This window comes from Gordonibacter massiliensis (ex Traore et al. 2017), from assembly GCF_019731765.1.
Taxonomy (GTDB): Bacteria; Actinomycetota; Coriobacteriia; order Coriobacteriales; family Eggerthellaceae; genus Gordonibacter; species Gordonibacter massiliensis.
On record NZ_JAASIO010000004.1, the window covers coordinates 332,693 to 346,738 of the forward strand.

A 14,046-nucleotide genomic window follows, 5' to 3' on the forward strand; every position below is an offset into this window, starting at 1 on the left:
GTTGTCTTCCTGCGCTAGCGTAGCGATTCTATGGATCCGGTGGGGTGCAACCCTAACGCGCTTTCGGTTGCCACCGCACGGGATCCTTCGACTGCGCTCACTGCGTTCGCTTCGCTCAGGATGACAAAGCGCTGGCTTGCATAATGTCAACGGTGGTTTAACAGCGGATGGCATTCGTATGGTGCAAAAATCACCGATATCCCCCTTGAACGAAGCGAGATGCGCTCGTTTTCCTCCTTGCTTATCGTTTGTCCCGAGCGTTTTCCCAGTTCACGTGCTTCGGAAAATTCCAACGCTGCCGCGCAGAGCGATGCGGCACGGGGACATCGGTGATTTTTGTACGGAGAGCGGCCCCGTGCTGGTGCGTCGAAGACGTCGGTTAGCCTAGCGCAAAATTATCGTTATGAACGATTCTTTACCTTTGTTGAAATACGCGACCTGGGATAATGCTGCGTCCAGCCGGAAACGAGGCCGAATAATCGTTCATAAGGGTGATTTTGCGCTATCGCGGCTGCTCGAACGGGGAAGCCTCGCGCGGGAACGCCCACAGGAAGGGGGCGCCGTAGGGCGGGCTGCTGCCCGACCGGCGCGATGGGCTGCGAGGGCGGCGGGGCTTGCGGCGAACGCACGGCGCGTGCACGTGCGGCGGACGCCGATGCTGACGTGGCGCGCGGCGCGAAGGTGCACGGGCAGAGCGGTACCGCAGGCGCTTGTCAAGGAAAAATAAACTCCTGATCAGGCATTCAATATATTTTGAATCAATATTAATGCAACGGGGGGTGGCGTAAAATGCGCCCCAGAACACGGTTTGGGAGTGCCTGGCGCGATGTGAGGGTCGCGCGGCGTCGAGGGGAAGGCGGGCTCGGATTCGCCTTCCTCGCGTGAGCCTATCGCATCGGTGCCGTTTTCTGACGACATGCGCCGGCGCGGGACCAGCCAGTATTCGGGAGATCAACGGTACGTCAACGAATGACCAACGAGCCTCTAACGCTCCCTTGCATGGATGCGATCGGCAGAAGGGGTGCGCAAAAATGAACGCGCGAGATCGCTTGGGTTCACCCATGCCCAGGCGCAACAGGAGGGAATCCCATGCACAAGGAAAGAATGCGTCGCGCTCTTTCGCTCTTTTTGGCGTTCGCCCTTATTTTCACCTGCAACAACGCCGTCTGCCAGCCGCTTTTCGCTATGGCCGACGACGTGCCCGAGCAGGGAGACGGGCTGGTCGCAACGGCGGGGGAGCTTGAGAAAGCCGTCGAACCGTTCGAAGAAGAGGGTACCACAGTCGAGGACGGCGTCGATAACGCCCCGTCAACCGAATCGTTATCGTTCGACAAACCCGCGTCGACCGAACGCGAACCGGCTGACGTCTCGCCGACACCTGCGAGCGCGTCGGGGATCGCGCACGCGGGCTTATTCGACCAGGCGTCGGGCCGGATTGTTTGGACGATCGAGCTGGGCGCGGACTCGCCGGGAGCCGATCTTTCGAACAGTGAGTTGACGTGGATTTACGACGAAAGCCAGCTCGACCTAGCGGCCGTGTACCTGGGCGGCGCCTCCGATGGAGTCGACGTGGCAAGCGCCTTGCGCCATCCGGAGACCCGCGAGCCCTTGGCCGTCGAAGCGGCCGACGGGGCGGTCGCGCTTCCCCTGTCGGAAGCGCTCGCCACGGCGCGCGCCGTTGATCCCGGCGCTTCCGTCGCAGCGCCCTGCGTCGTCACCGTCGTCGCCGTTCCGAACGACGCCCTGCGCGAAAAGGCTACGGGCGAGCCCGTGACCGTCACCGCGACCGCCAAGCTCTCCGTCCCGAATGCGTCCGGCGATCGTGCGGCGAGCTCGTTCGAGGCCCGCGCGTCCGTCGACGTGGCGCTTCCCGCTTCGAGCGGCGCCGCGGAGCCGCAAGCCGCCGAGCGCGCGATTCCCGCGCCGGCTGCCGCCCTCGAGGCCGGCAGCGACGTGACAAAGGACACGAACCAGCTCAAGCTCGCGGCCGGGTCCCTTACCTACCGGGACAAGAACGGCGTCGTGCATCCCATCGACATCGTCACCGACGCGCAGGGCAACCAGACCGTCGACCTGTCCTCCACTCCGCTCGAGTCCATTGACACGCTCAACATGCGCATCGACTTCTCCATTTTGAAGGACGACGAGGGCCGCAACATCGAGGCGGGCGATTTCTACCGCTACACGCTCGACTCGCGGTATTTCACCGTCACGGACGCGGCGGGCAAGATCACCGCCCAAAACGGCGTCGAGCTGGGCGAATACTCCATCGTGAACAACGTGGTGACGGTGACGTTCTCGCAGGCTGTCAACCTCGACGAGGGCAACCAGAACATCAGGGGCGGGTGCGAGTGCGAGTTCAGGCTCAACGCCGACGGCCTCGACGACGAGAACCCCTCCGACATTGACCTCGATCTGCAGGGCGACGGGGGCAGCAAGCTCACCATCGTCGCGCCGCCGAAGACGCCTTTGCTGGGCGGTATCGAGAAAACCGGCGCGTTCAACAAGCAGGATTCCACCATCACGTGGAGCATCGTGGTGGGCAAGGACACCCCCGGCGTTCCGCTGGCCGGCGTGAACGTGATCGACACACTGGGCGAGGGCCTGGTCTTGGACCGGGCGACGGTGCAGGGCGAGGAATTTGCCTTTTCCGAAGAAGACGGGCGCCTCGTTGGCGCATTCCCAGCCGACAGCGCGCTCGCGGCTCCCCAAACCATCGAAGTGACGACGAGCCTGACCGAAGAGGCTCTGAAGCGGGCGAGCGAAGGCGGGTTCGCCGCCACGAACGAGGCGACGCTGCCGTCGCAGAAGGGCAGGGTGAGCGTACCCGCGGCCGAAACCTCGAGCGACCGCGTCCCGGTCGACACGCCCTCGCTCACCAAGCACGGCTCGCAGCTGGACGCGAACACCATCCACTACGACATCGCGGTGAACGAGGACGGAAGCGGCAGCATCTACGACGCCGTGGTCACCGACGCGCTCGGCCGCGACGACGCGGGCAACTTCGCCACGCTGAAGGCCGACGAGCAGGGCCGCTACTGGGTGACCGTCGACGGGGTCGCCCTCGAGGCGCACACGTCCCTTCCGGTGCCCGACGAGAGCACGACCTACGTCACCTACCTGCAAACCGACGGCCTTCCCACGATCGAGGTCCATTTCAAGAACGCCGCCACGAACGACCTGTTGGCCGAGGCGCATCGCATCTCGTTCGACGCCGCCATCAACCTGGTGGACGACGAGCAGAAGGACGCCGACCTGAACTTCCAGAACGCGGCCACGCTCGACGGCCGCTGGCCGATCGGCACGGGGCCGGGACCCTCGTTCGAGCACCGGATGCCGGCCATCGGCACGGACTTCCAGGTGGCCTACGTGAGCAAGGAGGCGACGGGCGCCGATCCGCGGACGGGCGTCGTCTCGTGGTCCATCATGCCCTCCACGCGCACGGACGGCTACGACGGCTGGGTGATCGAGGACGTGATCGGCGCGTCGTGGAACGGATCGGGCTACGCGCTGGGAACCTACACCGCCGCGGGCGGCACCGTTCGAGCCGACCAAACCTACGAGCCCGGTTCCCTGGCCGTGTGGTGCGGCGGCGAGGACATCACGGACAAGTGCATCGTTTCGGAGGACGCCTTCGCGGTTGGAGGCGTGCCCACCACCAAGCTGTCGGTGTCGATCGATCCCGCCAAAGACGACGGAGGCTACGCCCAACGCATCGGCGAGATCGTCGTCACGCTGGACACGAAGGCCGTGAACTACTTGCACGAGAACGCGCAGAACCACACGTACGCGAACGCGGCGCACCTCGAGGTGCAGAAAAGCGGCCGCGCGCCCTTCAACGCCTACGACAACGCGAGCAAGGCGTTCCCCAACACGTTCCTGCAGAAGACGGCCTCGTTCGAGGCGGTCGACGGATCCGCGCCCGGCACGAGCGACAGCCTGCTGCGCTTCAAGCTCACGGTCAACGCGAGCAAGATGGACTGCGCCGGGTTGGAGATCGAAGACGACCTGGGAGCCCTTGCGAGCGACATCCTCGATGCAGGCGGTTCGGTCGCGGGCACCCTCGACGTCTCCGACTGGGACGTGGAAGGGGTCTCGGTGACAAGGGACGGCGTGCCCGTCTCGAGCGGTGGCGGCAACGGGACTTGGGGCTTCGCGGGCAAGAAGTTCAGCGCCCATTTCGGGGCCACGTCGTCGACCTACGAGATCGAGCTCACGGTGAAGCTGAACGCAGCGGGCAAGGCCAAGCTCATCGAGCACGACGGCTGCACGGTCGCGACGAAGAACACCGCTTGGGCGTCCGACGCGAACTTCGACGGCGGCAACGCCTGCAGCGTCGACTTCACCACCGATAGCGAAACGGGCAGCTTCGCGAACGACGTGGTGGGCAAGAGCGGCTCGTTCGCGAAGGGAACCGACTCCGATCCCTCGTACATCGTGTGGACCGTCCAGATCAACGCGCTCGGCAGCGAGCTGCACGACGCGAAGGTCACCGACGTGCTGCCCGACTCGCTCGAGCTCGATTACGCGTCGGTGAAGGTGTACTACGCGAAGCACAACGCGGACGGCTCCATTGCCAGCGACCACGGCGGCGAGGTGCTGGGCTGCACCGTGGGCATGTCGCTTTCGGACGACGGCAAGACCCAGTTCGAGGTGAGCCTGCCGAACGGCAGCGAGTCCTACGTGCTGGAGTACCGCACGAACGTCGTGGGCCTGGTCGACGGGGGCGGGGTGAGCAACCACGCCGTGCTCTCGGTCGACGGCCAGAAGCGCGGCGAGGACACCGCCTTCACGGAAGTGAAGGTGGATTCCTGGGGCTGGCTCGATGCGACGGCGCTTCTCAGGCTGGTGAAGCAAGACGAGTTCGGCGGCGCCCAGCAACCGCTCAAGGGCGTGGTGTTCGAGCTGTACAAGGATCCGGCGTTCACCCAGCTGTTCAAGACGGGCGTGTCGCGCGACGACGGCACCGTCCCGTTCTACGGTTTGGCCGCGAACACGACGTACTACTACAAAGAAACGTCGGCTCCGGTCGGCTACAGCGGCCAGGTGCTCGAGGGCAACCTGACGACGGGCGACGCCGGAAAGGCGAACGCGAAGGACGTCGCGGTGACGAACGCGCGCAAGACGACCGACGGGCTGGTCGAGGTCAGCAAGACGTTCGACAGCCCCGGCAACATAGCCAACCCCGTGTCCGAGTTCAAGCTCTGGCTCTATCCGGACGGCTACGGCAACGCCAAGAAGGTGCCGGTGGGCCTGACGGGCGGCGACGGCGCGTACGCGTTCGATCGCGATGCCTCGCCGGACGGGGTCGTTGCGAGCAAGGCGGCGGACGGATCGGTCAAAATTGCGGGCCTGCCGTGGGGCTGCTACGCGTTGGAGGAGACGAGCCCCCAGGACGGCTACGCGGCCTATGAGGGCATGAAGTACTTCGAAGTCACGTACGGGATGGACGACCAGGGCAGCGACGTGTGGGGCGTGAACTACGATCCGCGCGGCACCGGCGTCGACACCTCGACGATCGACAACGAGAAGACGGCGCTCGAAGTGGTGAAGACCTCGCCGAGCGGCACCTCGCTCACCGGTGCGGTGCTTTCGGTGTACGAGACCGATGCGGCTGGCAACAAGGGGTCGGACATCGCCAAGAGCCCCTTCGACGGCAGTTCGTTCACCGCGACGGTGACCGACCTCGACACCCAGACGTTCACCTGGAGTTTGGCCGGGCTGCCTGCCGGCACGTACGTACTGGCCGAAGACCGGGCGCCCGACGATCTGCAGCTCGTCAAATTCCAAGACGTGAAGTTCTCGGTCGACGCGTACGGCAAGGCGCGCGTCCTGTCCGGTCCGGGCGCCGTCGACGGGAAAGCCATCAAGGTGTCGGACGGCACCGCTCCCGTCAAGCTGGCGAAGCTCGACCAGTTCGGCGTTCGCGTGCAGGGGGCCAAGGTCGAACTGCAGAGGCTGAACGGCTCTTCGTGGGAAACGGTCGAAGCGTACGAAACGGCCGCCGGTGCCGACAAGTCCGTTACGGTGGCGCGCGACGCGACGTACCGCTTTGTCGAGACGGAGGTTCCCGGCGGCCACCTGGCCGTGAGCGACGGCGCGTTGGAGCCGGGCGTCCTTGCCTGCATCGAGTTCTCAATCGACGAATTCGGCAAGATGACGGTGCTCGACCTGCACAACCCCGCCGGGCTCGATGCGAACACAGCCTATGGCAACGCGGCGAGCGCCGGCTCCAGAACCGTCACCATGCGCAACGAGCGCATCGTGGGCCACGCCTCGTTCGAGAAGACCGACGATAACGGCACTCCGCTGAAGGACGTGCGGTTCGACCTGTACCGAGTGGGCGCAGCGGGCGATGGAAGCGACGACGTGAAGGTGAACCGGAGCGGCAGTTTTTCGAGCGGTGCGGACGGCACGGTGACGACCAAGGGCTCGTCCCTCGTCAACGACTTCACCGGCGAGCCGATCGGCAACGGCCTCGCTCCGGGCAGCTACTACTTCAAAGAGGTGGCCACGCACGACGACTTCGTGCTGCCGCAGGGCGGTGCCGCGAACACCCCCGCGTTCACCGTCGAGGCCGACGGCTCGAACCGCTATACCTGGCAAACCGTGGGGGCGAACGCCTCGTGGCACGTCGTTTCCGTCTACGGGACCGGCACGATGATCAACACCCCGCTCTGCGCTGCGGTGGTCGTCAATAAGACGGGGGAGGTGAACGGCGCGCTCGATCAGCCGCTGCCCAACGCCTCGTTCATGCTGTTCGGCGCCACGGCGTCGAACACCCTGTATACGAAGACCGTCATGTCGGCCTCTCAAAACGGCACGGTGTCTTGGAACGACTCGAACGGCAACCCCCACTCCACGCCGGTGGAGAAAGGCCAGGCGGTGTTCCCGAATGTTCCGGCGGGAACCTACACCGTGGTGGAGACGGCTCCGGCTCTCGGCTATGCTTTGAACCAAAACAGCTACGTTGTCACGGTGGCGGCCGATGCTCCGAACCAGGTGTACGAGGTGGGCGACGACGTGGGTGGCAGGAAGGTCGTGCCCAACAGGCTGACCGCCTTCAAGTTGGACAAAGTCGACGCCGATACGGGCATGCCTGTGAACGATGTGGAGTTGTCGGTATTCCAAGCCAGCGCGTCCTCGTACGATTATGCATTGGCTACGTGGAAGCGCAGCGCCTCCGGCGACGTGAGCGCGACGGTGTCCTGGCCGATGCTGAGCGTGGGGCCGAACAACGAGCTGCTCGGCCTGCCTGCCGGCAGCTACGTGCTCAAAGAGACGAAGACGCCGGCGGTTTACGCCACGGCGGCCGACATACCGTTCACGCTCAAACCCGACGGGTCCATCGAAAGCACGACGCTCGGCGCGGTTTCGGGCAGCGTGGCCGACGGCATCACGATCACCATGAAAGACCGCCTTGCGAAGGCCCAGGTGGAGCTGACCAAGACCATCGAAGGCGGTGCGCCGGGCACGGTTCGCGGCACCGAGTTCAGCCTGTGCAAGGGCGACGGCACGCTGCTGGCCGAGCACCTTGCGATCGGCGCGTCCGGAACATGGAGCTCCGCGACCGCCGCACCTCCGCTGAGCGACGGCCTCGAGGTAGGCGACTACTACTTCGTGGAAACCAAGGCCACCGACGACACCGTGCTCGACGCCCGGCATTGGGATTTCTCCGTCACGAACGCCGACGACTACCGCGCCACGGGCACGCCGGTTGCCGTGTCCGCCGTCAACGCCCCGTTCTCGGCGTCGCTGGTGCTGGACAAGCTGGACGGCACGAGCGGCGAGGCGCTGGCGGGCGCGGAGTTCACGCTGTCCTACCAGCCCGCAAGCGGCGGTTCCGTCGCGAACACCGTCTTGACGAGCGCGGACGGAAGATTCGCCGCCTCCAACCTGAAAAAGGGCGTCTACACCTTGACCGAGACGACGGTGCCGGTGGGCTACCGCGACGCCTTCTCGGCCACGTTCGAATTGGCGGAAGGCGACAGCGGCAAGACGGTCGAGGTCAACGAGGACACGGCGGCGCCCGGCGTCGTGGTGACCAAAACGGGCGGCACCTGGACCGGCGCGGGCGTCACGAACACGCGCATTCCCGGCTCGATGACGCTGACCAAGGTGGAGGAGGGCACGGCCGTGGGGCTCGGGGGAGCCGAGTTCGAGCTGACCGGCCCCGACGGCAGCGCGGTCACGTACACGACCGGCCCCGACGGCACGTTGAGCGCGAGCGACCTCGCCTGGGGTTCCTACGCCATCGCGGAGACGAAGGCGCCCGACGGCTATCGGCTTGGCGACGCGCCTTATTCCGACACGTTCGCTATCGATGCGGGCAACGCCGCTTCCGGCATCGACCTCGGGTCCGTCGGCAACGCCAAGACGCAGGTGTCCATCGCCAAGACCGACGACGGGGGCAGCCCGCTCGCCGGCGCGCATCTGAAGTTTTCGGGCCGGTTCGCCGGCACCGCCGACTCCGACGTTTCCTGGACGTCGGGGACGGATCCCCGCGAATTCGCAGGTGAGCTCATCGTGGGCGAAACGTACACGCTGACGGAGTCCGATCGCCTGAGCAGTTATCTCACCTGGTCCGACGCCGTAACGTTCAAGCTGAACGACGCGGGCGCCATCGAGGTGACGGGCAATCCCGATCTGCGGGACGGCTCGCCCGCCGCCAGCGTGTCCTCCGACGGCCTGCGGCTTTCGCTGCGCAACGTGGCCGTCAAGGCGGACGTCGAGCTGACCAAGACCCGCGACGGAGCGGGACCGCTCGAGGGCGTCGTGTTCGACCTCTACCAGCAGGGGGCTCCCAGCGCGCTGCGAAGCGGGCTCGCAACCGACCCGGACGGCAAGATACGGGTGGAGGGCCTTCCCGAGGGAAGCTATTACTTCGTGGAAACCGCTGCGCCCGACGACGCGGTGATCGACCGGACGCACCGAACGTTCTCCGTCGGCGAGGCGCAGCACGGCACTACGGTGGACGTGCTCGTGGACAACGCGAGCTTCCATTCGTCCGTGTCGGTGTGCAAGGTCGACGAAACCAGCGGCGAGCCGCTGGCGGGCGCCCAGTTCGCCTTGTCGAAGTCGGACGGCGCGGGCGGGTTCGTCGCCGTGGGGCCGTCCGTCTCCACGAACGAGTTCGGCATGGTGGCGTTCGCGCTGACGGAGAAGGGGACGTACCGCGTCCAGGAGACGCAGGCGGCGCCGGGCTACGCGCTGGACGCCGACAACCCCTATACCGCCACGTTCACGGTGGAGAACACGGCCGACTTCCAGGGCGAGGAGCTCGAGCTGCGCGAGAACGTCGGGCAAGCCACGGTCGACAAGTACCGCCTGAGCGTGGAGAACGCGCTGTACCGCGACGGCAACGTGGCCAACGAGCGCAAGCTCGGCTCGGTTTCGCTGCAGAAGGTCGACGCGGAGACGAACGCCGCGCTCGACGACGTGGAGTTCGAGCTCTACGACGCCGCAGACCCCGGCACGGCGCTCGGCACGTTCAAGACCGGCTATGCGTACACGTCGCCCGGCGATGCCGCAGGTGCGCCGGCAGCTTCGGGCGTGCTCGATATCGCAGGGCTGACCTGGGGAGACTACTACCTGCAGGAGACGAGGGCCGATGGCTACCGGGTGCTCGGCGACAAGCTCGCGTTCTCTGTCGGAAGCGCCAACGCCGATCAAACGCCGTCCGTCGATCTGGGCGCGGTGCGCAACGACCCCATCGAGTTCGGCTTCGCGAAGGTGGAGCAGTACGTTGAGAGCTGTTCGGACCCGAGCCTGGGGGCCGAAGACCCCGCAGCCCTGCGGCCGCTCGAGGACGCGGAGTTCACGATCTACTGCGATCCGTCCCTCGCGCAACCCGTCGACGCGGCGACGAGCGTCGACGGACAGGTGAGGTTCGACAGGATTCCCGCCGGCACCTACTACGTGCACGAGACGACGGTTCCCGACGGCCGCGTGTCGGACGGCGCGGTCTACGAGCTGGTTATCGCGGCGGACGGCACCATCGAGCGCTTCGCCCCCGTAGGCGGGGACGGCGTGCTGACCCAGGTGGTGAACGACGTGCACCGCGCCGACATCCACCTCAAGAAGGTGTCGGAAACCGACGAGGGCAAGGTGCTGCCCGGTTCCACGTACGGGCTTTACAAGCGCGCTCCCGCGCGGGCTTCGGCCGACCCGGCGCTCGCAGGCGGCCTGCAGCTCATCGCGAAGGCCGTCACCGACGCCGACGGGCACCTGGCGTTCGAAGGCGTCGTCATGGATCAGGAGTACGTGATCTGCGAGCTCGAGGCTCCCGACGGATGCCTGGTGTCGAAGAACCCCGTGTCCGTCACGTTCGCGTTGGGCGACGACGGCGTGCCGAAGGTCGTCGCGTTCGATGACGGCTCGGGCACGGCCAAGATCGACGAGGACGGCGTCATCGTGTGGAACGAACCCCAGGTGACGGTGCTGCTCGAGAAGAAGGACCCCGAGGGCAACCTGCTGGCCGGCGCCAAGCTGCAAGTGGTCGACCAGGCCGGCGTCGCCGTGGGGGAGCCGTGGACGTCCTCGTCGAGCGAGGGCCGAACGATCGAGGGCGAGCTTGCGGCGGGAAAGACGTACCGCCTGCAGGAGCTCGAGCCCCCGTCCGGCTACCTGAAGGCCGACGACGTGACGTTCACCGTCGAGAATCCCCGCGTCGCACCCGGCGAAGACCACGTCCAGCGCGTGGAGATGACGGACCAGCGCGTCCCGGCGCCCGTCAAAGCGGCCGCGCATCCCGCCGTTCGCACCGGCGACCCTTGGGCGCCGTTCATCCCCGTCATCGTCGGCGCCGCCGTCGCTGCCGCGATAGCCATCGCGGCAGCGATCATAATCCGCCGCCGCAACCGCAACTAAAAAGGAGGGAGGGGAACAAAACCCCTCCCTCCTTCCATCTCTTCTCCCTCATCCACAAGATCTGTGTCGCGCCCCTTGCCCTCGGGTGGGCGGAAGCCGTGCGGTACGACGAGCTTTCGCGAAGTGTGCGAGGAGCGCCGCACGGCTTCCGCCCATCCGAGGGCAAGGGGGACAAGACTCAGAGCGTTTTCCTCATCCAGATGTGCTCCACGTGCTCGTCGAGCTCCACGGGGCCGTACTGCTCGTAGCCCACGCGCTCGTAGAACGAGGTGACGCGGCACTGGGCGTGCAGGTGCATCTCCACGGCGCCGGCCGCCCGTGCCAGGCGCTCGGACTCGGCCAGCAGCGCCGCACCGCGTCCGCCGTGGCGCGCCTCGGGCAGCACCGCCAGGCGCCCGAACACCCAACGGCCCGGCTCGTCCGTATGATCGGGGTCGGGGAACGTCCGCGCGCAGCCCACGAGCGCCCCGTCGGCGTCGTACATGGTCACGTGGACGGTGCGCGGATCCTCGTCGACGTCGTCGAACTCGTTGGCGAACCCCTGCTCCTCCATGAACACGCGGGTGCGCACGACGCGCGCGTCCGCGAAGTTCCCTTGCTCGAACCGGTATTCCATGAACGTCCTTTCCCGTGGGTGTCGGCGTCCACGATACCACAAGGCGCGCAGGCGGGCGAACCTGCGCAAGGCGGCGGGCCTTGTCCGAGGTCGTGTGTGCGTTTTCTGCATAACGAGCCACGCCGTCCGGACGTTGGGAGCGCGCGGCCCCCCGTGTGGGGAAAAGGTGGTAAAATCGTCCGATATGCAACCGTTTGGACTATCGAACAGGAAAGACGCTCACCATGCAAATTCGCGAACAACTTGAACAGCTGATCGACGCAGCCGTCGCGGCCGCGTGCGAGGACGGATCGCTCGAGCTCGAGCAGGCTCCCGAAGCGGCGCTGGAACGTCCGCGCGACGAGAGCAACGGCGACTGGGCCTCCACCGTGGCCATGCGCTCCGCCAAGCAGGCCAAGAAGAACCCCCGCGAGATCGCCCAGACCATAGTCGACCACCTTCCCGAGAACGACCTGGTCGCCTCGGTGGACATCGCCGGCCCCGGCTTCATCAACATCCGCTTGGCCAACGCCGTCCTGCAGGGCGTCGTGGCCACGGCGCGCGCCGAGAAGGGCGACTTCGGCCGCGGCACGATCCCCGAGGGCGAGCGCAAGATCAACCTCGAGTACATCTCGGCGAACCCCACCGGCCCCCTGCACGTGGGCCACGGCCGCTGGGCCGCGCTCGGCGACGCCACGGCGCGCGTCATGCGCCATGCGGGTTACGACGTGTTCGAGGAGTTCTACATCAACGACGCCGGCACGCAGATGGACAACTTCGGCGAGTCGGTGGCCGTGCGCTACCAGCAGCTGCTGGGCCGCGACGTGGAGATGCCCGAGGCGTGCTACGCCGGCTCCTACGTGAAGGACATCGCGCAGGCCATCATCGACGAGGACGGAGATGCGTGGCTCGACGCCGACCCGAAGGAGCGCATGGAGAACTTCCGCGAGCGCGCCTACGCCTACGAGCTGGCCGAGCAGCATCGCGTGACCGAGCGCTTCGGCACCACGTTCGAGTGCTGGTTTTCCGAGCGCAGCCTGTACGTGCCCGACGAGACGGGCAAGAGCGCGGTCGACCGCAGCCTCGAGGCCATGGACGAGAAGGGCTACATCTACGTCAAGGACGGCGCCACCTGGTTCAAGTCGAGCGCGTTCGACGACGAGAAGGACCGTGTGCTCATCAAGGCCAACGGCGAGATGACGTACTTCATGAGCGACGTGGCGTACCACTACAACAAGATGGAGCGCGGCTTCGATCACCTCATCAATATCTGGGGCGCCGACCACCACGGCTACATCGCCCGCTGCGAGGCCATGCTGGCCGCGTGGGGCTGGCCCGGCGCGCTGGAGATCATGCTCGGCCAGCTGGTGAACCTGTTCCGCGACGGCGAGGCCGTGCGCATGTCCAAGCGCACGGGCGAGATGATCACGTTCGAGGAGCTCATCGACGAGGTGGGCGTGGACGCGACTCGCTACCTCATGCTGGCGAAGTCCTCCGACCAGCCCATCGACTTCGACATCGAGGTGGCGAAGAAGAAGGACGCGTCGAACCCGGTGTACTACGTGCAGTACGCGCACGCGCGCATTTGCTCCATCCTGCGCAAGGCGGCCGACTCGGCCGACGCCGCAGCCGCCGAGGCCGGCGACATGTCCATGGACGAGCTGGCTGCGAAAGTGATCCCGGCGAACGTGGACCTGAGCCCGCTCACGCACGAGTCCGAGCTCGCCCTCATGCGCAAGATGGACGACTTCGGCCCGCTCGTGGCCCAGGCCGCCCGCGACCGCGCCGCGTTCCGCCTGACGCACTACGCGCAGGACCTGGCGTCGCTGTTCCACTCGTTCTACACGAACTGCCACGTCATCGGCGAGGAGGAGAGCGTGAAGAACGCCCGCCTGGCCCTGGTGGACGCCACCCGTATCGTCCTTGCCAAAACGCTGGACCTGCTGGGCGTCACCGCTCCCGCCAAGATGTAAGCTGCGGAAAGCAAAAGCGCCTCAACAAAGGCCGCCCGGCATCGAGCCGGGCGGCCTTTTCATGTGAACAGCCTCGAGCTTCTTGCGTCCCATAACGCTAAAGAATGGCTATCCCGTGCTTCTATGCCGCAAATCGCCCTTGCACCGGGCAGTTTCAAGCCTTCCTGCACGATCAGCCTCCCCCTGGAACCATCCCGTGGCGGTTTGACATGGAGGTAGGCGCGTGCGTGTGCAAAAATCACCGATGTCCCCCTCTCGAAATGCGTCCAAAAGCTTCTCGGTGCGTCTTACTTCGCGCATTGAGCGTGTTTTCGCAGGTCGCAAGTTGCAAAAAACAGCACGATCTCCCTGCAGACACTGCGGAAAAGGGGGCGTCGGTGATTTTTGCGCCAACGGCCCAGAACTCTACGTTAAACCAGCATTGATATTACGCAAGCCGGCGCACTGTCATCCTGAGCGAGCGAAGCATTCGACAGTCCGGCGGACTGTTGCATGCTCAGGATGACGACCCTGCTGGGTGCATGTCAACGGTGGTTTCATATGACCGATGATTCGTCAATAGGCAAAAGGCACCCAGCCCGTCCGGCCGGACGGGCTGGGCATCGTCTC

The 14,046-nt window shown here is 65.9% G+C and carries 3 protein-coding genes; 2 read left to right on the forward strand and 1 reads right to left on the reverse strand.

What is annotated here, in order from left to right:
- The first annotated feature begins 1,089 nt into the window (after positions 1 to 1,089).
- Positions 1,090 to 10,869 carry a SpaA isopeptide-forming pilin-related protein gene (locus tag HCH03_RS07430; protein ID WP_221688976.1) on the forward strand — a complete coding sequence of 3,260 codons (9,780 nt, stop codon included), beginning with the start codon at positions 1,090 to 1,092 and terminating at the stop codon, positions 10,867 to 10,869.
- A gap of 178 nt (positions 10,870 to 11,047) precedes the next feature.
- Here the strand turns inward: HCH03_RS07430 and HCH03_RS07435 are convergent, their stop codons facing one another.
- Positions 11,048 to 11,485, reverse strand: a complete 438-nt coding sequence (locus tag HCH03_RS07435) for a GNAT family N-acetyltransferase (RefSeq protein ID WP_221688977.1) — start codon at positions 11,483 to 11,485, stop codon at positions 11,048 to 11,050.
- 224 nt (positions 11,486 to 11,709) lie between these two features.
- On the opposite strand from HCH03_RS07435, the gene argS reads away from it, so the two are divergent.
- Complete coding sequence (gene argS, locus HCH03_RS07440) at positions 11,710 to 13,437, forward strand: arginine--tRNA ligase (protein WP_221688978.1); 1,728 nt, start codon at positions 11,710 to 11,712, stop codon at positions 13,435 to 13,437.
- Positions 13,438 to 14,046: the final 609 nt, after the last annotated feature.

Coding starts and splice junctions, on each gene's coding strand:
- HCH03_RS07430 (WP_221688976.1), top strand. CDS start 1,090: ATGCACAAGGAAAGAATGCGTCGCGCTCTTTCGCTCTTTTTGGCGTTC.
- argS (WP_221688978.1), top strand. CDS start 11,710: ATGCAAATTCGCGAACAACTTGAACAGCTGATCGACGCAGCCGTCGCG.
- HCH03_RS07435 (WP_221688977.1), bottom strand. CDS start 11,485: ATGGAATACCGGTTCGAGCAAGGGAACTTCGCGGACGCGCGCGTCGTG.